Consider the following 22930-nt stretch of genomic DNA (forward strand, 5'->3'; position numbering starts at 1 on the left):
ATTCCAATCCAGGATCAGGATCGGGATCAGACTTGCAGGTAGTCCAGGATGCCTTCGGCGGCATTGCGGCCTTCGAAGATCGCGGTTACCACCAGGTCGGAACCGCGCACCATGTCGCCACCGGCGAAGATCTTCGGGTTGCTGGTCTGATGCTTGTACTGGCCTTGTTCCGGGGCCACGACGCGGCCCTGGCTGTCGGTCTGGATCTGGAACTGTTCGAACCACGGCGCCGGGCTTGGGCGGAAGCCGAAGGCGATGACCACGGCGTCAGCCGGGATGATCTCTTCGGACCCCGGGATCGGCTCGGGGCTGCGACGACCACGGGCGTCCGGTTCGCCGAGACGGGTCTCGACCACCTTCACGCCTTCGACGCGGTCTTCACCGACAATCGCAATCGGCTGGCGGTTGTAGAGGAATTTCACACCTTCTTCCTTGGCGTTCTTCACCTCTTTGCGCGAGCCGGGCATGTTGGCTTCGTCACGACGATAGGCACAAGTCACCGATTTGGCGCCCTGGCGGATCGAGGTGCGGTTGCAGTCCATCGCGGTGTCACCACCGCCCAGCACCACGACCTTCTTGCCTTTCATGTCGACGAAATCTTCCGGCGACTTTTCAAAGCCCAGGTTGCGATTCACGTTGGCGATCAGGAAATCCAACGCGTCGTAAACGCCCGGTAGATCCTCACCGGCAAAACCGCCCTTCATGTAGGTGTAGGTGCCCATGCCCATGAACACGGCATCGTATTCTTCGAGCAGTTGCTCCATGGTCACGTCTTTGCCGATCTCGGTGTTCAGGCGGAACTCGATGCCCATGCCGGTGAACACTTCACGACGGTTGCTCAGGACGGTCTTTTCCAGCTTGAACTCGGGGATACCGAAGGTCAGCAGGCCGCCGATTTCCGGGTTCTTGTCGAACACCACCGGGGTCACGCCGCCGCGCACCAATACGTCGGCGCAGCCCAGGCCGGCAGGACCGGCGCCGATGATGGCGACGCGCTTGCCAGTCGGCTTGACCTTGGACATGTCGGGACGCCAGCCCATGGCGAACGCGGTGTCAGTGATGTACTTCTCCACCGAACCGATGGTCACCGCGCCAAAGCCGTCGTTAAGGGTGCAGGCACCCTCGCACAGACGGTCTTGCGGGCACACCCGGCCGCACACTTCCGGCAGGGTGTTGGTCTGGTGCGACAGTTCGGCGGCGGCGAGGATGTTGCCCTCGGCCACCAGCTTCAGCCAGTTGGGAATGAAGTTGTGCACCGGGCACTTCCATTCGCAATACGGGTTACCGCACCCCAGGCAACGGTGGGCCTGGTCGGCCGAGTGCTGGGGTTTGAAGGGTTCGTAGATTTCCACGAACTCTTTCTTGCGTTGACGCAACAGTTTCTTCTTCGGATCTTTGCGCCCGACATCGATGAACTGGAAGTCGTTATTCAGACGTTCAGCCATGTTAAAACCTCATCAAACTCTTCAGGCGCATATCACTGCGGGTTGGCACGGATGCTGGAAAGCAACGATTTCAGGTTGGCAGCCTTGGGCTTGACCAGCCAGAAACGACGCAGGTAATCATCGAGGTTTTCGGCGAGGTTACGACCCCATTCGCTGCCGGTCTCCTCGACGTACTCGTCCAGCACGTGCTGCAAGTGGTTCCGGTAGGACTCCATGGCTTCGCCGCTGATCCGCTGGATCTCGACCAACTCATGGTTGACCTTGTCGACAAAGGTGTTGTCCTGGTCGAGCACGTAGGCGAAACCGCCGGTCATGCCCGAACCGAAGTTGTAACCGGTCTTGCCCAGTACCGCGACAAAGCCCCCGGTCATGTACTCACAGCAGTGATCGCCAGTGCCTTCCACCACGGTGTGGGCACCGGAGTTGCGCACGGCGAAACGCTCACCGGCAGTACCGGCGGCGAACAGCTTGCCACCGGTGGCGCCGTACAAGCAGGTGTTGCCGATGATGGCACTGTCCTGGGTCTTGTAGACGCTGCCTTTAGGCGGAACGATCACCAGCTTGCCGCCGGTCATGCCCTTGCCCACGTAGTCGTTGGCGTCGCCTTCCAGGTACATGTGCAGGCCACCAGCGTTCCACACGCCAAAGCTCTGGCCCGCAGTGCCTTTGAAGCGGAAAGTGATCGGCGCTTTCGCCATGCCCTGGTTGCCGTGCTTGCGTGCGATTTCGCCGGAGATGCGTGCGCCGATGGAACGGTCGCAGTTGCAGATATCGAGGGCGAAATCACCACCGCTGGCGTCGTTGATCGAGGCGCTGGCCATTTCGACCATCTTCTCGGCCAGCAGGCCTTTGTCGAACGGTGGGTTGCGGTCCACCTGGCAGAATTGTGGCTTGTCCGCCGGGATGTGGTCGCTGCCCAACAGCGGCGTCAGGTCCAAGTGATGTTGCTTGGCGGTCTGTCCTTCGAGGATTTCCAACAGGTCGGTGCGACCGATCAGCTCTTCAAGAGAACGCACGCCCAGCTTGGCCAGCCACTCACGGGTTTCTTCGGCGACGTAGGTGAAAAAGTTCACCACCATGTCGACGGTGCCGATGTAGTGATCTTTGCGCAGCTTCTCGTTCTGAGTGGCGACGCCGGTGGCGCAGTTGTTCAGGTGGCAGATGCGCAGGTATTTGCAGCCCAGGGCGATCATTGGCGCGGTGCCGAAGCCGAAACTTTCGGCGCCGAGGATCGCGGCCTTGATCACATCAAGGCCGGTTTTCAGGCCGCCGTCGGTCTGCACCCGTACTTTGCCGCGCAGGTCGTTGCCACGCAGGGTCTGGTGGGTCTCGGCCAGGCCGAGCTCCCACGGTGCGCCCGCGTACTTGATGGAGGTCAGCGGCGAAGCGCCGGTGCCACCGTCATAGCCGGAGATGGTGATCAGGTCGGCATAGGCCTTGGCCACACCGGCGGCGATGGTGCCCACGCCGGCTTCTGCTACCAGTTTCACCGAGACCAGCGCCTGCGGGTTGACTTGTTTCAGGTCGAAAATCAGCTGCGACAAGTCTTCAATCGAGTAGATGTCGTGGTGCGGCGGTGGCGAAATCAGCGTGACGCCCGGCACCGCGTAACGCAGCTTGGCGATCAAACCATTGACCTTACCGCCTGGCAGTTGGCCGCCTTCACCGGGCTTGGCGCCCTGGGCCACCTTGATCTGCAGCACTTCGGCGTTGACCAGGTATTCCGGGGTTACACCGAAACGGCCCGTCGCCACCTGCTTGATTTTCGAGCTCTTGATGGTGCCGTAGCGCGCCGGGTCTTCGCCGCCTTCGCCGGAGTTGGAACGCGCACCCAGGCGGTTCATGGCTTCGGCCAGGGCTTCGTGAGCCTCAGGCGACAAGGCGCCCAGAGAAATACCGGCGGAGTCGAAGCGCTTGAGGATCGACTCCAGCGGCTCGATTTCGCTGATGTCCAACGCCGTGTCCAGGGTCTTCACCTTGAACAGGTCACGGATCATCGACACCGGGCGGTTGTCCACCAGCGAGGTGTATTCCTTGAACTTGGCGTAGTCGCCCTGCTGCACAGCGGCTTGCAGGGTGTTGACCACGTCCGGGTTGTACGCGTGGTATTCGCCACCGTGCACGAACTTGAGCAGGCCGCCTTGCTGGATTGGCTTGCGCGCACTCCAGGCTTCGGCTGCCAGCGCTTTCTGCTCGGCTTCGATGTCGACGAAACGCGCGCCCTTGATACGGCTTGGCACGCCACGGAAGCTCAGGTCGCACACCTCTTCGGACAGGCCGATGGCTTCGAACAACTGTGCGCCACGGTACGAGGTGACGGTGGAAATACCCATCTTCGACAGGATCTTCAACAGACCCTTGGTGATGCCTTTACGGTAGTTCTTGAACACCTCATAGAGGTCGCCCAGCACTTCACCGGTGCGGATCAGGTCGCCCAGCACTTCGTATGCGAGGAACGGGTACACCGCCGAGGCGCCGAAACCGATCAGCACCGCAAAGTGATGCGGGTCGCGGGCGGTGGCGGTTTCCACGAGGATGTTGGAGTCGCAGCGCAGGCCTTTTTCGGTCAGGCGGTGATGCACTGCGCCGGTGGCCAGCGAAGCGTGGATCGGCAGCTTGCCAGGCGCGATGTGACGGTCGGTCAGCACGATCTGGGTGCGACCGGCGCGCACGGCTTCTTCGGCCTGGTCGGCGACGTTGCGCACAGCGGCTTCAAGGCCGAGGCTCTCGTCGTAGTTCAGGTCGATGATCTGGCGGTCGAAGCCTGGGCGATCCAGGGTCATCAACGAGCGCCACTTGGCCGGGGAAATGACCGGCGAGCTGAGGATCACGCGGGAGGCGTGCTCAGGCGATTCCTGGAAGATGTTGCGCTCGGCACCGAGGCACACTTCCAGGGACATCACGATGGCTTCGCGCAGCGGGTCGATCGGTGGGTTGGTCACCTGGGCGAACTGCTGGCGGAAGTAGTCGTACGGCGTGCGCACGCGCTGGGACAGCACGGCCATCGGCGTGTCATCGCCCATGGAACCGACCGCCTCGTAGCCTTGCTCGCCGAGCGGACGCAGCACCTGGTCGCGCTCTTCGAACGTGACCTGGTACATCTTCATGTATTGCTTGAGCTGGTCGACGTCGTAGAACGCCGAACCGTGGTCGTTGTCTTCCATGGTCGCCTGGATGCGCAGGGCGTTCTTGCGCAGCCATTGCTTGTATGGGTGACGTGACTTCAAGCGGTTGTCGATGGCGTCGGTGTCGAGGATCTGCCCGGTTTCGGTGTCGACGGCGAGGATCTGGCCAGGACCGACACGACCTTTGGCAATCACGTCTTCGGGCTTGTAGTTCCACACGCCGATTTCCGACGCGAGGGTGATGAAGCCATTGGTGGTGGTGACCCAACGCGCCGGGCGCAGACCGTTACGGTCGAGCAGGCATACCGCGTAGCGACCGTCAGTCATGACCACGCCGGCCGGGCCGTCCCACGGCTCCATGTGCATCGAGTTGTACTCGTAGAACGCACGCAGATCCGGGTCCATGGTTTCGACGTTCTGCCACGCTGGCGGAATGATCATGCGCACGCCACGGAACAGGTCGATGCCGCCGGTGACCATCAGTTCGAGCATGTTGTCCATGCTGGAAGAGTCGGAACCCACACGGTTGACCAGCGGGCCGAGCTCTTCCAGGTCCATCAGGTCGTTGGCGAACTTGGTGCGACGGGCCACGGCCCAGTTGCGGTTGCCAGTGATGGTGTTGATCTCGCCGTTGTGGGCGAGGAAGCGGAATGGCTGGGCCAGCGGCCATTTCGGCAGGGTGTTGGTGGAGAAGCGCTGGTGGAACACGCAGATTGCGGTTTGCAGGCGCTCATCGCTCAGGTCTGGATAGAAGGCGGTGAGGTCCGCCGGCATCATCAGGCCTTTATAAATGATGGTCTTGTGGGAAAAGCTGCAGATGTAGTGGTCGGTGTCGGCGGCATTGGAAACCGACGAACGACGACGCGAGGTGAACAGCTTGATCGCCATGTCCTGGTCGCTCAGGCCCTCGCCTGCGATGAACACTTGCTCGATCTGCGGCAGGCGCTCGTTGGCCAGGCGGCCAAGTACGCTGGTGTCGATCGGCACTTTGCGCCAGCCGACAAGTTGCAGGCCGGCGGCCAGGATCTCGCGGTTCATGTTCTCGCGAGCGGCTTCGGCTTTGACCGGGTCCTGGTTGAAAAACACCATGCCCACGGCGTACTGCTTGGGCAGGTCGACCGCAAATTGCTCTTTTGCGACAGCGCGCAGGAACTGGTCGGGCTTTTGAATCAGCAAGCCGCAACCGTCACCGGTCTTGCCGTCGGCGTTGATCCCACCGCGGTGGGTCATGCAGGTCAGGGCCTCGATGGCCGTTTGCAAAAGGGTATGACTGGGTTCGCCCTGCATATGGGCTATCAGGCCGAAACCGCAGTTATCCTTGAATTCATCGGGTTGGTACAGACCTGCTTTCATAGACACTTTCTCACCAGGCTGCCTCTTATATCGAGGCAAATTTCTTTTCAATTCAACCGGTTACCTTCCACGCCGAACGTACGCCGGCTTAGCGGGGGCAAAAGGGAGGTCATTGTACACACCGACACAGACGCTCACAAATTTAGCGACGAAATGTCGCAAATCTATGTCGCATTTATGAAAGGTTTAAAGCGATATGCTGTGCTAGTCAAAACTTTTTTAATTCTGACCGCTACGACTCAAAAGCTACTGTGACGCAGACACCACAAAGCGCGCGGTCTCTAGAGACTGCACGCACTTGCGGTTATTTTTTGAGGTGCCGGGAGGGCGGCCTGGGTAAGGCCGCCGGATCTTCAGCGAGTTGTTGCGAGTTCTTGTTGAACGCTGGCAACAGTGCGAGGCCAAGGTTTACCAGCCTGGACCTTCGCTGGCAAGGTTTTGATCGCAGAATCGGCGGCTGCACGGCTGGAGAAGTTGCCGTAGGTGATCACGTAGAGAGGCTTGCCGTTGAGCACTTTCTTGAAATAACGGTACTCGCCGCCCTGCTCTTTCACGAACGCCTGGGCGTTGGCTTCGGAGCTGGTGCCGAGAATCTGCACCACGAAGTTGCCGGTCGGCTGGCTGGCGTACCAGCTGCTGCCAGCGGCGCCGGCTTTGGCAACGGTGGCGGCCGGCTTTTCAGCAGGCTTGGCAGCCGGAGCCGGGGCTGGCTTGGCGACTGGCGCAGGCGCGACCGGCTTGGTCACAGGCGCAGGCGCAGGTTTGGCGGTGGCAACGGTCGGCGCCGGGGTCGGGGTCGGCTTGGCAACCGCAGCCGGCTGACCGGCTGGCACGCCCGCAGGCGGCGCAGTGGTGGTCACGGTTGGTGGAGTGGCGCTGGAGCCTTCCACCGGCACGCCGTCGTCGCCTTCGGAGATGCCACCGGCTTCTTCGGCAAGCGGACCACGCATCACCGGTTGGCCGACCATCGGCAGATTGGTCGGTTGGCCGGAGTTGGCGAATTCGACGTTTGGCGTGGGTTTGCCCAGTGGCAACTGCGCCTGTTCGGTTGGCGCGCCAGCAGTCGTCGGTGCCTTGCTGCGGCCTGGGATCAACCAAGCGGCTGCAACAGCGACCACGACAACGGCGGAAATAGCCAATACGTGTTTCTTAGGCATAGTGAACCCCATCTTTGGACGCTTGACCGCAGTGCGGCTGGCAATCATGGCTTCGATCATCGCATCGCGGGCAACCTGGTTGATGGTGCCAGGCCAGCCGTCGGAGCTTTCGTGAATATCAGAGATCTGCTGAGCGGAGAAAAGTTCGATACCGGCCCCTGCGCCCTCAAGGCGTTGAGCCAGGTATTCGCGGGTTTCTTCCTCTTCGTAAGGCTGCAGCTCGATGACGTGGAACAGCTCCTGGTCACCGCTGATCTGCTCGAGCTCGGCGATCAGCGACGACTCACCAAACAGGAACACATGAGGGCGACCTTCCGGCGTACCGGCTGCCAGCGCCAGCAGCGCTTCCAGGGCGGATTCGTCAAGCTGCTCAGCGTCATCCACCAGCAGGTAGACTTCCTGGCCGGTCAGGCCCAGTTGCACCACTTGCTTGAGGATCGCATTCGGCTCGGCAGTGGCCACGTCCAGCGCCTGGGCGACCTGGCGCAGCACGCCTGCGGCATCACCGGCACCACGGGCCGATACCACCACACTCTGAACCGACTGCTTGTTGGTGCTGGCCACCAGGGCCTGGCGCAGTAAGGTCTTGCCGCTGCCCAGCGGACCGGTCACGACCAGCAGCAGTTGGCTGTAGCGCGCGAGGTGGTGCAGCTGGCCAAGCACAGGCTTGCGCTGGGCCGGGAAAAATTTGAAGCCAGGCACCCGTGGAGCAAAAGGGTCGTGGCTTAACTGGTAATGGCCGAGGAACGCCTCGTCGGCATGCAAACTAGTCATCGGGATCTTATTAACCTTTAAGCTGGGCCAGGGCGCGGTAATCCGCTCCCAGCGTGGCCTGTAAAATCTCTTTCGGATAATCGTCGGTCACCACCGCTTCACCCATATGGCGCAGCAGCACCAGTCGCAGTCGACCGTCGATCACTTTCTTGTCTATTGCCATATGTTCGAGGAAATCCGCCTCGGTCATCTCCTCCGGCGGAATGACCGGCAAACCGGCGCGCTGGAACAAGCGGATGCCACGATCACGCTCCTGGGCGCTGATCCAGCCCAGGCGCTGCGACATCTCCAGTGCCATCACCGTGCCAGCCGCTACGGCCTCCCCATGCAACCACACACCATAGCCCATGTGGGTTTCGATCGCATGGCCGAAGGTGTGGCCCAGGTTCAGGGTAGCCCGTACACCGGACTCCCGTTCGTCGGCATTCACCACCAGCGCCTTGGCGGCGCAGGAGCGCGAAATCGCTTCGGTGAGTGCCGCCTGGTCAAGGTTGCGCAGGGCATCCACGTGTTCTTCCAGCCAGGTCAGGAACGGCTCGTCGCAGATCAACCCGTATTTGATGACTTCCGCCAGGCCCGCCGACAGCTCGCGCGGCGGCAAGGTGTTGAGGGTCGCAGTGTCGATCAGCACGGCTTGAGGCTGGTAGAACGCGCCCACCATGTTCTTGCCCAGCGGGTGGTTGATGCCGGTCTTGCCGCCCACCGACGAATCGACCTGGGACAGCAAGGTGGTCGGCACCTGGATAAAGTCCACGCCACGCTGGTAGCAGGCCGCTGCAAAGCCGGCCATGTCGCCGATCACACCGCCGCCCAAGGCAATCACGGTGGTGCGGCGGTCATGACGTGCGGTCAGCAGGCCATCAAAGATCAGTTGCAAGGTTTCCCAGTTCTTGTGGGCTTCGCCGTCGGGCAGGATCACGGAGATCACCGAATAAGCCGACAGACTGCGGCTCAGACGCTCAAGATACAGCGGCGCGACCGTTTCGTTGGAGATGATCGCCACTTGCCGCCCGGCAATATGCGGTGCGAGCAACTCGGGCTGGTCCAACAGACCTTCGCCAATATGGATCGGGTAGCTGCGCTCGCCTAGATCGACCTTAAGTGTCTGCATGTGTCCCCGCGTTAGAGATGGAGTGACGACCGATGACATCACGTTCTGACGTCACCTGATGGCTCTACGCCACACCCCACAGGGTGATAGCGCGCCGCCGAGAATAGCGCATTTCGAGCCTGGCTTTAACGGGGTGGCAGCCGATGCAGGCGCTCAAGAATGTCGAGAACCACCATCCGCGGTGGCCGCTCATCGGTTTCTACCACCAGATCGGCGATTTCCCGATACAGCGGATCGCGCAGCGTGAGCAGGTCCCGCAGGGTTTTCTCCGGGTTGGCTGTGCGCAGCAACGGGCGATTGCGATCGCGGGCGGTGCGGCCCACCTGCTGCTCGACCGAGGCATGCAGATAGACCACCCGACCACCGGCATGCAACGCGCGGCGGTTTTCATCACGCATCACTGCGCCGCCGCCTGTCGCCAATACCACGCCATCGCAGCCGCACAGCTCGGCGATCATCGCCTGCTCGCGGTCACGAAAGCCCAGTTCGCCTTCCTTATCGAAGATCCATGGGATATTGGCACCCGTGCGCAATTCAATTTCCTTGTCGGAATCTTTGAACGGCAGGCGCAGCTCTTTGGCCAGCAAACGGCCGATGGTGCTTTTTCCAGCCCCCATCGGTCCTACAAGAATCAAATTTCGCACAGAATCAACGACTCACAGCAATCGCCTGGTTATTCATAATACGCGGAGTCAGGAATACCAGCAGCTCGGATTTTTTCTCCGCCAGCACATCGCGCCGGAAAAGGCGGCCAAGATACGGCACATCGCCCAAAAATGGCACTTTATCTACCACTTTGCTTTGGGTATTGGAGAAAACCCCGCCGATGACGATGGTCTCACCATCCCTGACCAACACCTTGGCGTTGACCTCGTTCTTCTTGATCGGCGGCACGTCGTTGAGTTTGTTCAGGTAGTCGGGCTCATCCTTGGTGACCTTGACCTCCATGATCACGCGGTCATCCGGGGTGATTTGCGGGGTGACTTCCAGCGACAACGAGGCCTCCTTGAATGAAACCGACGTGGCGCCACTGGAGCTGGATTCCTGATAAGGAATCTCGGTGCCCTTGAGGATGCGTGCGGTTTCCTTGTCGGACGTGACCACCTTGGGTTGCGAGACGATTTCGCCGTTACCGGTTTTCTCCATGGCGGTGAGCTCCAGGTCCAGCAGCAGGTTGTCGGTGATAAAGGCGATGCCCAGGCCCGAGGTGCCGGTGAGTGATCCCAAGTCCACAAAGGGTGAACTGGGTGGATTTTCCGGCGGTTCGGCGCCTTCAGGCTGAGGTTTCGGAATGCCCCCCGCGCCCCAGTTGCCCCGATTGAGCCGCCCACCCCAACGCGCGCCCAGGCTTTTGTCGTAATCGACATTGGCCTCGACAATCCGCGCCTCGATCATCACCTGGCGTACCGGAATATCCAGCTGCGCCACGATCCGGCGCAGCTCCTCCAGCCGCTCAACGGTCTGGTAGGCGATGATGTTGTTGGTGCGATCATCCACCGCCACCGAACCCCGCTCATCGGTCACACCCTCAAGGCCGGTGACCGACTGGAACAACTTGGCCAGGTCCGCCGCCTTGGCGTAATTGACTTGCAGCAGTTCCCGGCGCAACGGTGCCAATTCGGCCATCTGCTTGCGCGATTCCAGCGTGAGCAGTTCACGCGCAGCCAGCTCCTCGGCCGGCGCCACCAGCAACACACCGGCCTTCACCCGCTTGTCCAGGCCCTTGGCTTGCAGCACCAGGTCCAGCGCCTGGTCCCAGGGCACCTCCTTGAGACGCAGGGTGATCGAGCCTTGTACGTCGTCACTGGCAACCAGATTGAGGCCCGCCACATCAGCAATTTGTTGCAACGCCGTGCGCAACTCGATGCTCTGGAAGTTGAGGGTCAGCTTGTCGCCTGTGTAGGCGCTCAGTGTGGCGACGCCGGGAGGCGGCAAGTGGATCAGATCCACACGATTGGGCACAGCAGCAGCCATCGGTGCCGTGAACGCTATCCATAGCGCCACACCGAAGGACGAGAAAGTCCTTTTCATTGTTTGATTCCGTTATGAGTTGATGTTTAACAACAAGGTTCGCGGGCGCTCCAGCCATGCCCCCTGACCATCGGGAAACAGTTCGACCAGTTCTATAGCGCGCTCATGGATGGCCGTGACCCGCCCATGGTTCGGCCCCAGGTAGTCCCCGACCGTCAGGCGGTGCACCTTGGAGGCCGCACGTAGCAAGGCAAAAACCTGCACCCCACGGGACAGCGTGCCGACCATTTCAAACTGGTCCACCGCAAGGCTTTCCAGCGCGCCACGTGGCCGGGCAAGGTCCGGCGTCCGGACCGGTCGCCCTTTCAGAGGGTCGACCTGCACCGCGAGCAGTTGAAATGGATCACGCAACCCGGACGAGTCGTAGACAAAGAGCTGTCGCTGTACAAGCTCCCCACCACCCTGCGCATGCCAGTAAGTCTTGGCCAGCAGGTCGAGGCGCAACAGCCTGCCATCACGTCGCAGGGCCAGATCGTGCACCGTAGCGATTCGCGACAAGCCACCCAAGCCCGTCAGGAACATTGCCAGGTCGTGGTAAGCCCCCGCGACGCCGATTTGCACAGGCTGCTCGTGAAAGAACGGCTGAGACTGCTCATCCAACGGCGTGACGCTCTCGACCAGCAACCCGTTGGCCAACGCCAGACGCGCGATATCTTCCAATAAACCAGGCATTTCGGACTCGCCAGGCAACGCCTGCAAAAGCTCATCGACCTTCGCTTGCATCCGCTGGAGCTGCTGCGCACGCGCTTCAAGGCTGGCGGCCAGGCCAGTCTTTTCTGCGATTTGCTGTTTCAGGGCCACTTCCCGCACCTCGACCTGGAGCAACCGTTCCCGCGAGGGGCTCAGGTACACAAGGTCGCCCACCACAAACACCACGCCCGCCAGCGCACAGCCCAACAGGGCCTTGCCAGGTAGGGGCCATTTTGCGGTGTTGTGAGTGAGTGCGGAAAGATTGAGCCTTGGCAGGCTCAAGGTTGAGCCTCGGAGGACTCTCCCTGACGCACCATCAGCTGGAATTCACTGTTGCCGCGCGCGCCATCCGTTCGCACATGTTGCAACCGCGTGGAATGGGCACCTTCCGCCGCTTCCAGGCGGCGCATCAATTGGGCGATGTCCTGGCTGGACTCAGCGCTGCCGCTGATACTCACCGTATCGCCCTTGGCCACCACTTCATGCAGGTGCACGCCGTCGGGTACCGCCCGTGCCAGTTGGTCCAACAACTGAGCACCGGACGAGCGGGCATCATGCAGGTCTTGCACGACCTTCATGCGTTGCGCCAGTTGCTGGCTTTGCTCCTGCAGATCATCAATGGTCTTGATACGTGAATCCAGGCCGACGACCTCCTTGCCCAGATGGTCATTGCGGGTTACTTGACGATCGATGGCCTGGTCGATCACCTGGTCCGCCAGCCACACGGCCGCGAGCGCGGCACAGGCGAACACCAGCAAGCACGCCAGTAGATACTTGCGTCGCCGCTCTGCCAGCGCCTGACGCCAAGGCAGTAGGTTGATTCGTGTCTTCAAGCGAAACTCCTCAGGGCCAACCCGCAAGCAATTCCCATCCCCTGGGCATCCACGGCCCATTGTGCACCATCGACGCGATGGCTCGGCGTGAAGCTGGCGAAATCCTGACGGCAAGCGCGCGCCAATGCAAACGCTTCGATATCGATCACCTTCGGCACCAACCCCGCCAGGGCCAAAACTGCCTCGCGGGCTTCTACGTGCTCCTTCAAGCATGCGGCCAGCAATACCTCGACCCGATTCGGATCCAGGGCCGTTGGCCCGCGCACTTGAAAGTCGATAGCGACGTCATCCAGCGGATAGGGAATGTACTGGTCTGCCTCCATCTGGATCATCCAGGTCATCTCATCATCTGAGAGCCCAGCGTCCATCTCGATCATTCGTGTGATCACTGAGGGCCCGGACACAGCGGCGACAGCACCACGAACCGATGTCGACAACCGCGACCACGCACTGCGCAGGGCGCGCCCTATGCCGTCGAGATCAAGAAGTGTGCCGTCGACTACCGCCTGCGCCGGCAGTGCCTGCGTGACGTAGCCTTGAACGTTGTAGCCTGAAGGTGAACGGCCCAGCTCGATCAAGCGGATGGCCGTGTCATTGATGTCGACACCCAGCAAGGTGCCGGCTTTTCCCGTGAAAAATCCCTTTCCCATAAAACTCCCTAAAGCTTTGCCTGTCATACCGCCTGATTGCCGCTGGGCGCCATGCATTCGGTCGACTTGTTGAACAGGTGCGAATGACGTCCCAAGTCGAAAAATGCTTTAATGCCCAGCGTTTTTTTCCGCTTTTTATCTGCCGCTCGGGTCGATCCATCGTTTGCCATGCATGCCCCGACGCCTAACTCATTCTTTTCTCTGGAAATCCAAAAGCCTTGATTCGTCTGCTGAAGTTTTTCGGGTACTCCATTGTCGCCATCGTTTGCGGGCTGCTGCTCGTGCTCAGCGGGGCCTACCTCTACCTTAGTCCGGGTTTGCCCTCCGTAGAGGCCCTCAGAAGTATCCAGTTGCAGATTCCTTTGCGGGTCTACAGCAGCGATGAAAAACTAATCGCGGAGTTCGGCGAAATGCGCCGCACACCGATCCGTTTTGCCGATATTCCGCCCAATTTCATCAGCGCCCTGCTGTCGGCCGAAGACGATAATTTTGCCAACCACTATGGCGTCGACCCCAGCAGCCTGGTGCGTGCGGCGACACAACTGGTAAAAAGCGGACACATTCAGTCCGGCGGCAGCACCATCACCATGCAGGTGGCGAAGAACTTCTTCCTCACCAGTGAGCGCAGCTTTTCGCGTAAAGCCACCGAGATCCTCCTGGCGCTGCAGATCGAACGCCAGCTGACCAAGGACGAGATCCTTGAGCTGTACGTCAACAAGATCTACCTGGGCAACCGTGCCTACGGGATCGAGGCGGCGTCCCAGGTCTACTACGGCAAGTCCATCCGTGACGCCAGCCTGGCGCAGATGGCCATGATTGCCGGCCTGCCCAAAGCCCCTTCACGCTTCAACCCACTGGCCAACCCGGCGCGCAGCAAAGAACGTCGCGACTGGATCCTGGGCCGCATGTACAAGCTGGGCAAGATCGACCAGGCTGCTTACGAAAGCGCCATCGCCGAACCGCTGAACGCCAGCTACCACGTGCCGACGCCGGAGGTGAACGCGCCTTATATCGCCGAAATGGCGCGCGCCGAGATGGTCGGCCGCTATGGCAGCGAGGCCTATACCGAAGGTTTCCGGGTGACCACCACGGTGCCGAGCAACCTGCAGGAAATCGCCAATGACTCGGTGCACTCCGGCCTGATCACCTACGACCAGCGCCACGGCTACCGCGGCCCTGAGTCGCGCCTGCCGGGCAAGACCCTGAGCGCCTGGACCACCGAGTTGGGCAAGCAACGCGCAATCAGTGGCCTTGAGCCGGCCATCGTCACCCAGGTGAAGAAAGATGGCGTGCAGGTGCTGACCCGCACCGGCGAAGCCCATGTGGCATGGGACAGCATGAAATGGGCACGCCCGTTCCTGAACACCAACAGCATGGGCGCGCTGCCCAAGCAGCCGTCTGACGTGGCCCAGGTGGGTGATTTGATCCGCGTGCAACGCCAGAAGGACGACAGCCTCAAGTTCAGCCAAGTGCCGCTGGCCCAAGGCGCCCTGGTGTCCCTGGACCCGCAGAACGGTGCGATCCGCGCGCTGGTCGGCGGCTTCGCCTTTGAGCAGAGCAATTACAACCGCGCCACCCAGGCCAAGCGCCAGCCGGGTTCGAGCTTCAAGCCGTTCATCTACAGCGCTGCCTTGGATAACGGCTACACCGCCGCCAGCCTGGTCAACGATGCGCCGATCGTGTTTGTCGACGAGTACCTGGACAAGGTGTGGCGCCCGAAGAACGACACCAACACCTTCCTCGGCCCGATCCGTATCCGCGAGGCGCTGTACAAGTCGCGCAACCTGGTATCGATCCGCTTGCTGCAAGCCATGGGCGTCGGCAAGACCATCGACTACATGACGCGCTTTGGCTTCAACAAGTCGGACCTGCCGCCAAACCTGTCCCTTGCCCTGGGCACCGCGACCCTCACACCGATGGAAATCGCCACCGGCTGGAGCACCTTTGCCAACGGCGGCTACAAGATCGCGCCGTACCTGATCGACAAGATTGAAAGCCGTAACGGCGACACCCTGTTCACCGCCAACCCGCCGCGAGTGCCGGGTGATGTGGTCAACGGCGTGGCGGCGACGGATGGACTGGCGGCTCCGAGCAATGGCGGCATCACCATTGAGCCGACTCCAGGCGCCGCACCTGCCGGCAACGCTGCCGCAACCGAACCGCAGGCGCCCGCCGTGGCCGAGCGCATCGTGGATGGCCGTACCACCTACATCCTCAACAGCATCCTGGAAGACGTGATCAAGAAGGGCACCGGCCGCCGCGCCCTGGCCCTGGGCCGTCCGGATATTGCGGGCAAGACCGGTACCACCAACGAATCCAAGGATGCCTGGTTCTCCGGCTACAACGCCGATTACGTGACCACCGTGTGGACCGGCTATGACCAGCCGGAAAGCCTGGGTCGCCGCGAGTTTGGTGGCACTGTCGCGCTGCCGATCTGGATGAGCTACATGGGCGCGGCACTGAAGGACAAGCCGCCGCACACCCAGCCGGAGCCTGAAGGCATCCTTAGCTTGCGTATCGACCCGGTGAGTGGCCGCGCGGCCTCGCCAAGCACGCCGAATGCGTACTTCGAACTGTTCAAGAGCGAAGACACGCCGCCGTCGGTCAACGAGCTGGGCAATGGTGTTGCGCCGGGCAGCCCGCTGCCAGCGGATGAAGCGGCGCCGATCGACCTGTTCTGAGGTTGGAACCAGGGCTTATCGTGGTGAACGGGCTTTTGTGGTGAGCGGGCTTGCCCCGCGCTGGGGCGCGAAGCGGCCCTAATGCAAGTATCGCATTCATCCAGTTAAAACGCGTTGGCAGGTTTTAGGGCTGCTTCGCAGCCCAGCGCGGGGCAAGCCCACTCACCACAAAGGCCTGCTCACCACAGCAAGCCTAACCAGCACAGCAAGCCTGCCCTGCACAAAGAGATCCGCCACAAAAAAGCCCCGACTCGCGAGAGCCGGGGCTTTTTTGTGGGTGCGCTACAACGGCTTAGCCGTTGAACACATCATCCACGCTTTGCAGCGGGTAGTGCTTCGGATACGGCAGGGTAGCAACGCCGGTCTCGATAGCGGCTTTGGCCACGGCATCGGAGATCAGGGTGATCAGGCGCTTGTCCATTGGTTTCGGAATGATGTACTCACGACCGAATTCCAGCTTGATACCGCCGTAGGCGTCGCACACTTCCTGAGGGACCGGCAGCTTGGCCAGTTCACGCAGGGCGTTGGCGGCAGCCACTTTCATCTCTTCGTTGATGCGCTTGGCGCGAACGTCCAGGGCACCACGGAAGATGAACGGGAAGCCCAGTACGTTGTTGACCTGGTTCGGGTAGTCCGAACGGCCGGTCGCCATGATCACGTCGCTACGGGTGGCGTGAGCCAGTTCCGGAGAGATTTCTGGATCAGGGTTGGAGCAGGCGAACACGATCGGGTTGGCCGCCATGGATTTGAGGCCTTCAGCGCTCAGCAGGTTCGGGCCGGACAGGCCGACGAACACGTCTGCACCGTCGAGGGCGTCAGCCAGGGTGCGCTTGTCGGTCGCGTGGGCAAACATCGCCTTGTATTGGTTCAAGTCAGTACGCTCGGACTGGACCACGCCTTTGCTGTCGACCATGAAGATGTTTTCCAGCTTGGCGCCCATGCTCACCAGCAACTTCATGCAGGAGATGGCCGCAGCGCCAGCGCCCAGGCAGACGATCTGTGCGTCAGCCAGAGTTTTGCCAGCGATTTCCAAGGCGTTGATCATGCCGGCCGCAGTAACGATCGCGGTGCCGTGCTGGTCATCGTGGAATACCGGAATGTCGCACTGTTCGATCAGGGCCTTTTCGATCTCGAAGCACTCAGGCGCCTTGATGTCTTCCAGGTTGATGCCACCGAAGGTGATGGAAATGCGCTTGACCGTGTCGATGAAAGCCTGCGGGCTTTCGGAATCGACTTCGATGTCGAAAACGTCGATGCCGGCAAAGCGCTTGAACAGCACGCCTTTACCTTCCATGACTGGCTTGGAAGCCAATGGGCCGAGGTTGCCCAGGCCCAGAATCGCGGTGCCATCGGAAATCACTGCAACCAGGTTGCCTTTGCCGGTGTACTTGTACGCCAGTTCAGGGTCGCGGGCGATTTCACGTACGGGCTCGGCAACACCAGGGCTGTAGGCCAGCGACAGGTCGCGAGCGGTGGCAGTGGCTTTGGTGAGCTCTACACTCAGCTTTCCTGGACGAGGATGGGCATGATATTCGAGAGCGGCAGTTTTCAAATCAGACATATCGGCATTCCGCTTTTACTGTTGGTCGACGGACCGCCGAGGATACGCGTGTCGCAAAGTCCCTACAAGACTGGGCAGTCACAGGTGTCAAGGGCCCTGCGCTACGACTTTCGGCCAAGAGCCGCGGGATACAAGGGCTCAACTGTTCACAATCGATTAAAAAAATGTCTACAATTTTTTCCTAATCCGTCGATTTGAGCATGCCGGGGTCGGTCAATGACAGCATCCAGCGTGCCTGGCCGTTTTTCAGGCCGCCGCGCTTGGCGCGATCCTGCACCCAGCCACGGGCCTCGATTGTCTTGCCTTGCAGACCACTAAGCACTGCGGTGTCGAATTGTTTGACGAGGTCGGGCGCAATGCGTAATACCACTGCCCCCTGAACTTCGATCCAGATTCCGCCGCGATTGCGTTCGATCTTGCTCACCTGGCCACTGACCAAAGCAAAGCCAGACTGCTTGAGCTGCGCCACGTTTTGTACCGGCGATTGCCGCCAAAGGCCCAACCGCGCATCACGTGCGCTGTTTTCAGCGGCCTGCTGACAGGCGACAAGATCGGTATTGGGCGCAACTCCAATCTGAAATCCCAGGCCGTCAGCCAGCAATTGCGCCTCAAGGTTCTCGCCGTCTGCGCCGTAGAGGTGGGCCAACGTGCGGCCGTAGCGGTCCTTGCTCTCGCGCCCAGGCACCAAACCGACGCGGCCGTCGCTCGCGTCGACCAATGTCTGTAAACGCTGGCGGGCGGCAACCGCGTAAGGCTCGTCGGGACGGCCCTTCTTACCGGTTTCCGGGGCATTGAGGCCGATCATCCGCACACTGCGGCCGTCCTTGAGGCGCACCGTGTCGCCATCCACCACGCGCTGCACCTCCACGTGGACCAGAGAGTCCGGCGAGGGACAGAACACCTGGGCCTGCGCGACTGAGAGCCAAATCCCAGGCACAAAAAAGGCGCCCACAAGGGACGCCTTTTTCAACAGCTGGCAAAAGCCCATAAGGCTTTTGAGCCTTACTCTGCTGGAGTAGCAGCAGGCTTCTTGCCGAAAGCACCAAAGCGATCTGCGAAGCGCTGTACACGGCCGCCGGTGTCCAGAGTTTTCTGCTTACCGGTGTAGAACGGGTGGCACTCGTTGCATACGTCAGTACCCAGTGGCTTGCACAGGTTCGAACGGGTCTGGAACTTGTTGCCGCAGCTGCAAGTTACGTCGATGACTTCGTATGCTGGATGGATATCGGCTTTCATGGCACTTCCTCGGGCTAGCGTGCCGCCACTCGACACTATTGTCGAATACCGCACGTAATTAGGCCGCGGATTCTACCAGACCTTTTTAATCGCGCAAGCCGCGTATCAGGCTGAAAACCGCCTTTCATCAGAAAACCGTGGCATACCCAAGCCCTCCCCTGTCTGCTAGGCTCCCGCCCCTGCGCCACCGCCTGCCTTTATATGAGACCCCCCGCGTGCCCGACGCCATTTTGCGCCTAGCCCTGCCCTCGCCCCTGCGCCGCCTGTTCGATTACCGGGCCCCGGCCGGTGTGCTGCGGGAACAGTTGCAGCCGGGTATGCGCGTGCGCGTGCCCTTTGGTCGGCGGGAAATGATCGGCATATTGGTAGAGGTCGCGGATCACAGCGAAGTGCCTGCGGAAAAACTCAAGCCCGCGCTGGCCATGCTTGACGCCACCCCGCCACTGCCGCCGGCGTTGTTCAAACTGTGCCTGTGGACCGCCCAGTACTATCAGCACAGCCTTGGCGATACGTTGAGCTGGGCGCTGCCGGTGCTGTTGCGCCAGGGCGAACTGGCTGAAGCGCGCCAGGAACGTTTCTGGTCGATGACACCCGGCGCGCGTCTCGACGACCCGCGTATCGCCCGCGCCCCGCGCCAGCGTGAAGCCCTGGCGACACTGGCCCAGCATCCCCATGGCGTGGCGCATCAGCTATTAAGCAAGCTGATGCTGAGCAAAGACAGCCTCGACCTGTTGCTCGCCAAGGGCCTGGTGCAGGTGGAAATCCGCAAGCACGCCCCCGATGCCCGCCACGAACACTGGCTGGCCCAACCGGAATTGCCGCTGAACCCCGAGCAACGCGCTGCTTATGAAGCGATTCGTGCAGGCTTCGACAGTTTCCATGCGTTCCTGCTGGCTGGCGTCACTGGCAGCGGCAAGACCGAAGTCTATCTGCAGTTGATCCGCGAGACCCTGCAGGCCGGCAAACAGGCGCTGGTACTGATCCCCGAGATCAACCTGGGCCCGCAGACCCTGGCGCGCTTCGAACAGCGCTTCAATGCGCGCATCGCCTTGGTGCACTCCGCCGTCAACGACCGTGAGCGCCTGGAATCCTGGCTGGCCGCACGGGATGGCGAGGCCGACATTATTATCGGCACCCGCTCGGCGCTGTTCACCCCGATGAAGAATCCCGGGCTGATCATCATCGACGAGGAGCACGACGGCTCCTATAAACAGCAGGAAGGCTTGCGTTACCACGCCCGCGACCTGGCACTGGTGCGGGCGCGCCAGGAAGACATTCCGATTGTGCTGGGCTCGGCCACGCCATCACTCGAGAGCTTGCACAACGCCTACACGGGGCGTTACGGCCTCCTACGCCTCAATGAGCGTGCAGGCGGCGCCAAGCAACCAAAATTCCTGCGACTGGATGTCAAAAGTCGTCCACTGGACAGCGGTATTTCCGGGCCGATGCAACAAGCCATCGGCCAGACCCTCGCCGCCGGCCAACAGGTCTTGGTGTTTCTCAACCGCCGTGGCTTTGCACCGACGTTGTTGTGCCACGACTGCGGCTGGATGTCCGAGTGCGAGCGCTGCGATGCGCGCATGACCGTGCACCAGCGCTACGGCGAGCTGCGCTGCCATCACTGTGGCCATGTAGAACGTGTACCGCGCCACTGCCCGCAGTGCGGCAAAGTCGACCTGCGACCGGTGGGCGCTGGCACCGAACGAGCCGAAGAGCGTCTGGGTATTCTGTTCCCGGATTACCCGGTGCTGCGAGTCGACCGCGACAGCACCTCGCGCAAAGACGCGATGAACCAGCTGTTCGCCACCATCCAGAAAGGCCACCCGTGCATTCTGATCGGCACGCAGATGCTTGCCAAAGGACACCATTTCCCACGGGTGACCCTGGTGTCGATCCTGGATGCCGACGGCGGGCTGTTCTCCGGGGATTTCCGCGCCAGCGAGCGCATGGCGCAGTTGATCGTGCAGGTCGCTGGCCGCGCAGGGCGTGCCGAAGAGCCGGGCCGGGTGATCATCCAGACCCACTTGGCCGACCATCCGCTGCTGATCCAGCTGACCGAACAAGGCTACTTCGCCTTCGCCGAGCAGGCGCTGAGCGAACGTCGCGCCGCGGGCCTGCCGCCTTTTTCCCATTTGGCCCTGTTGCGCGCCGAAGCCCATAAACCGGGGCAGGCCGAAGGTTTCCTGGATGAGGCATGCAGCGCCGCCGAACGTTTACTCGGCGAATTGGGCCTGAACGGCATCGAATTGCTCGGCCCGGTGCCCGCCCCCATGGAGCGCCGCGCCGGGCGTTATCGTGCTCAGCTACTCTTGCAGGCAACCTCGCGCGCACCGCTGCATCGGCTATTAAGTAGCTGGTTGCTTGCCCTGGAGCAAATGCCCAGCGGTCGCCAAGTGCGATGGTCGCTGGATGTAGACCCGGTAGATTTGTATTAAGCCTGGCCATAGGTCCCGCGAAGGTTGGCAAGCCCGCCCTCGCCACGGATAATGCCCAGTTTTTCCACCTGCGCATCGCGCGCCACCGCTTGCGGTCGAAAGAGAACACCATGAAAGACACCATTCGCCAGCTGATCCAACAAGCCCTCACCCAACTCGTCAACGAAGGTGTGTTGCCTGAAGGCCTGACGCCGGCGATCCAGGTGGAAAACACCCGCGACAAAACCCACGGTGACTTCGCCAGCAACATCGCGATGATGCTGTCCAAACCCGCGGGCATGAAGCCACGCGACCTGGCAGAGAAAATCATCGCCGCGCTGCCTGCCGACGAGAGCGTCACCAAGGCTGAAATCGCCGGCCCTGGCTTCATCAACTTCTTCCAGAACACCCAGGCCCTGGCTTCGCGCCTGGATGCCGCCCTGGCCGACGCCAAGATCGGCGTGCGCAAGGCCGGCCCGCTGCAGCGCGTGGTCGTCGACCTATCGGCGCCGAACCTGGCCAAAGAGATGCACGTCGGCCACCTGCGCTCAACCATCATTGGCGACGGCGCGGCGCGGGTGCTGGAGTTCCTCGGCGACGACGTGATCCGTCAGAATCACGTGGGTGACTGGGGTACCCAGTTCGGCATGTTGATGGCCTACCTGCAGGAAAACCCGATCACCAGCAACGAGCTGTCGGACCTGGAAAACTTCTACCGCGCCGCCAAGAAGCGCTTCGACGAATCCGAAGAATTCGCCGACCGCGCCCGTGGCCTGGTGGTCAAGCTACAAGCCGGTGACGCCGAGTGCCTGGCACTGTGGAACCGTTTCCGTGACATTTCCCTGTCTCACTGCCAGGAAATCTACGAACTGCTCAACGTCAAATTGACCATGGCCGACGTGATGGGCGAAAGCGCTTACAACGACGACCTGATCAATGTGGTCAACGACCTCAAGGCCAAGGGCCTGCTGGTGGAGAGCAACGGCGCGCAGTGCGTGTTCCTCGAAGAATTCAAGACCGCCGATGGCGAGCCGCTGCCGGTGATCATCGTCAAGGCCGATGGCGGCTACCTCTACGCCACCACCGACCTGGCGGCCGTGCGCTACCGCAGCGGCGTGCTCAAGGCCGATCGCGCGCTGTACTTCGTCGACCAGCGCCAGGCCCTGCACTTCCAGCAGGTGTTCGAAGTGGCGCGCCTCGCGGGTTTCGTCACCCACCCGATGCACATGGAGCACATGGGCTTCGGCACCATGAACGGCGCCGATGGCCGCCCGTTCAAGACCCGCGATGGCGGCACCGTGAAGCTGATCGACCTGCTCACCGAAGCGCAGGAACGTGCCTACACCCTGGTGAAGGAAAAGAACCCGGAGCTGGCCGAGGCCGACCTGCGCAACATCGCTCGCGTGGTGGGCATTGGTGCGGTCAAATACGCCGACCTGTCCAAGCACCGCACCAGCGACTACAGCTTCAACTTCGAGCTGATGCTCAACTTCGAAGGCAACACCGCGCCGTACCTGCTGTACGCCTATACCCGTGTGGCTGGCGTGTTCCGCAAGCTGGGCAAGGACTTCAGCGAAGTTGAAGGCCAGATCGTGCTGGACGCCCCGCACGAACAGGAACTGGCCGCCAAATTGGCGCAGTTCGGCGAAGTGCTGAACAGCGTCGGCGAGAAAGGCACGCCGCACATCCTGTGCACCTACCTGTACGAAGTCGCCGGCCTGTTCTCCAGCTTCTACGAGAACTGCCCGATCCTGACCGCCGACGACGAAGCCCAGAAGCAAAGCCGCCTGCGCTTGGCTGCACTGGCTGGACGGACCCTCAAGCAAGGCCTAGAGCTGTTGGGCCTGGAAACTCTGGAGCGTATGTAAG

General features: G+C 61.4%; 14 protein-coding genes and 1 pseudogene. 3 read left to right on the plus strand and 12 right to left on the minus strand.

All coding sequences use genetic code 11. From position 1 onward, the window contains the following. Positions 1-26: 26 nt before the first annotated feature. The 9 genes and pseudogenes from WH299_RS06455 to pilM form a co-directional block, all read right to left on the minus strand. Entirely contained in the window at positions 27-1445 is a 1419-nt protein-coding gene (locus tag WH299_RS06455) for an FAD-dependent oxidoreductase (RefSeq protein ID WP_010213750.1), read from the minus strand. Positions 1446-1477: 32 nt separating this feature from the next. Next, positions 1478-5923 carry a glutamate synthase large subunit gene (gltB, locus tag WH299_RS06460; protein WP_339549891.1) on the minus strand — a complete coding sequence of 1482 codons (4446 nt, stop codon included), beginning with the start codon at positions 5921-5923 and terminating at the stop codon, positions 1478-1480. Positions 5924-6276: 353 nt separating this feature from the next. Next, on the minus strand, positions 6277-7854 hold the full coding sequence (locus tag WH299_RS06465; RefSeq protein ID WP_028615424.1) for an SPOR domain-containing protein: 1578 nt from the start codon (positions 7852-7854) through the stop codon (positions 6277-6279). Positions 7855-7864: 10 nt separating this feature from the next. Next, positions 7865-8965 carry a 3-dehydroquinate synthase gene (gene aroB, locus WH299_RS06470; RefSeq protein ID WP_028615423.1) on the minus strand — a complete coding sequence of 367 codons (1101 nt, stop codon included), beginning with the start codon at positions 8963-8965 and terminating at the stop codon, positions 7865-7867. A 125-nt stretch (positions 8966-9090) separates the two neighbouring features. Next, positions 9091-9609 carry a shikimate kinase AroK gene (aroK, locus tag WH299_RS06475; RefSeq protein WP_028615422.1) on the minus strand — a complete coding sequence of 173 codons (519 nt, stop codon included), beginning with the start codon at positions 9607-9609 and terminating at the stop codon, positions 9091-9093. Positions 9610-9613: 4 nt separating this feature from the next. After that, positions 9614-10870 (minus strand): annotated as a pseudogene (locus WH299_RS06480) (type IV pilus secretin PilQ); the annotation flags it as partial. A gap of 138 nt (positions 10871-11008) precedes the next feature. Beyond that, positions 11009-11968, minus strand: coding sequence for a pilus assembly protein PilP (locus WH299_RS06485; RefSeq protein WP_339549892.1), 960 nt, complete (start codon positions 11966-11968; stop codon positions 11009-11011). Then, a complete protein-coding gene (locus WH299_RS06490) occupies positions 11965-12519 on the minus strand; it encodes a PilN domain-containing protein (protein ID WP_339549893.1) in 555 nt (184 codons plus the stop codon). Before WH299_RS06490 ends, WH299_RS06485 begins: the two co-directional genes overlap by 4 nt. Beyond that, entirely contained in the window at positions 12516-13169 is a 654-nt protein-coding gene (gene pilM, locus WH299_RS06495) for a type IV pilus biogenesis protein PilM (RefSeq protein WP_126569675.1), read from the minus strand. The genes WH299_RS06490 and pilM overlap by 4 nt, the downstream gene beginning before the upstream one ends. A 221-nt stretch (positions 13170-13390) precedes the next feature. Between pilM and WH299_RS06500 the strand changes: the two genes are divergently transcribed. Further along, entirely contained in the window at positions 13391-15850 is a 2460-nt protein-coding gene (locus tag WH299_RS06500; RefSeq protein ID WP_370468601.1) for a penicillin-binding protein 1A, read from the plus strand. A 292-nt stretch (positions 15851-16142) separates the two neighbouring features. Here the strand turns inward: WH299_RS06500 and WH299_RS06505 are convergent, their stop codons facing one another. The 3 genes from WH299_RS06505 to rpmE form a co-directional block, all read right to left on the minus strand. Then, positions 16143-17411, minus strand: coding sequence for a malic enzyme-like NAD(P)-binding protein (locus tag WH299_RS06505; RefSeq protein ID WP_016979185.1), 1269 nt, complete (start codon positions 17409-17411; stop codon positions 16143-16145). Between the two features lie 181 nt (positions 17412-17592). After that, positions 17593-18399 carry a thermonuclease family protein gene (locus tag WH299_RS06510; protein WP_339549894.1) on the minus strand — a complete coding sequence of 269 codons (807 nt, stop codon included), beginning with the start codon at positions 18397-18399 and terminating at the stop codon, positions 17593-17595. A gap of 14 nt (positions 18400-18413) precedes the next feature. Then, entirely contained in the window at positions 18414-18647 is a 234-nt protein-coding gene (rpmE, locus tag WH299_RS06515) for a 50S ribosomal protein L31 (RefSeq protein ID WP_122730465.1), read from the minus strand. Positions 18648-18862: 215 nt separating this feature from the next. Between rpmE and WH299_RS06520 the strand changes: the two genes are divergently transcribed. Together WH299_RS06520 and argS are read left to right on the plus strand one after the other, a co-directional pair. Continuing rightward, positions 18863-21082 (plus strand): primosomal protein N', encoded by a 2220-nt coding sequence (locus WH299_RS06520; RefSeq protein WP_122730464.1) that lies wholly within the window; start codon positions 18863-18865, stop codon positions 21080-21082. A gap of 110 nt (positions 21083-21192) precedes the next feature. Next, on the plus strand, positions 21193-22929 hold the full coding sequence (gene argS, locus WH299_RS06525) for an arginine--tRNA ligase (RefSeq protein ID WP_339549895.1): 1737 nt from the start codon (positions 21193-21195) through the stop codon (positions 22927-22929). Position 22930: the final 1 nt, after the last annotated feature.

The organism is Pseudomonas sp. MYb541 (assembly GCF_037479595.1).
Classification (GTDB): domain Bacteria; phylum Pseudomonadota; class Gammaproteobacteria; order Pseudomonadales; family Pseudomonadaceae; genus Aquipseudomonas; species Aquipseudomonas canadensis.

What these genes read in the sequence shown, in the direction of transcription:
- aroB (WP_028615423.1), bottom strand. Translation starts at nt 8,965, where the DNA reads ATGCAGACACTTAAGGTCGATCTAGGCGAGCGCAGCTACCCGATCCAT.
- rpmE (WP_122730465.1), bottom strand. Translation starts at nt 18,647, where the DNA reads ATGAAAGCCGATATCCATCCAGCATACGAAGTCATCGACGTAACTTGC.
- pilM (WP_126569675.1), bottom strand. Translation starts at nt 13,169, where the DNA reads ATGGGAAAGGGATTTTTCACGGGAAAAGCCGGCACCTTGCTGGGTGTC.
- WH299_RS06505 (WP_016979185.1), bottom strand. Translation starts at nt 17,411, where the DNA reads ATGTCTGATTTGAAAACTGCCGCTCTCGAATATCATGCCCATCCTCGT.
- gltB (WP_339549891.1), bottom strand. Translation starts at nt 5,923, where the DNA reads ATGAAAGCAGGTCTGTACCAACCCGATGAATTCAAGGATAACTGCGGT.
- argS (WP_339549895.1), top strand. Translation starts at nt 21,193, where the DNA reads ATGAAAGACACCATTCGCCAGCTGATCCAACAAGCCCTCACCCAACTC.
- WH299_RS06465 (WP_028615424.1), bottom strand. Translation starts at nt 7,854, where the DNA reads ATGACTAGTTTGCATGCCGACGAGGCGTTCCTCGGCCATTACCAGTTA.
- WH299_RS06455 (WP_010213750.1), bottom strand. Translation starts at nt 1,445, where the DNA reads ATGGCTGAACGTCTGAATAACGACTTCCAGTTCATCGATGTCGGGCGC.
- WH299_RS06510 (WP_339549894.1), bottom strand. Translation starts at nt 18,399, where the DNA reads ATGGGCTTTTGCCAGCTGTTGAAAAAGGCGTCCCTTGTGGGCGCCTTT.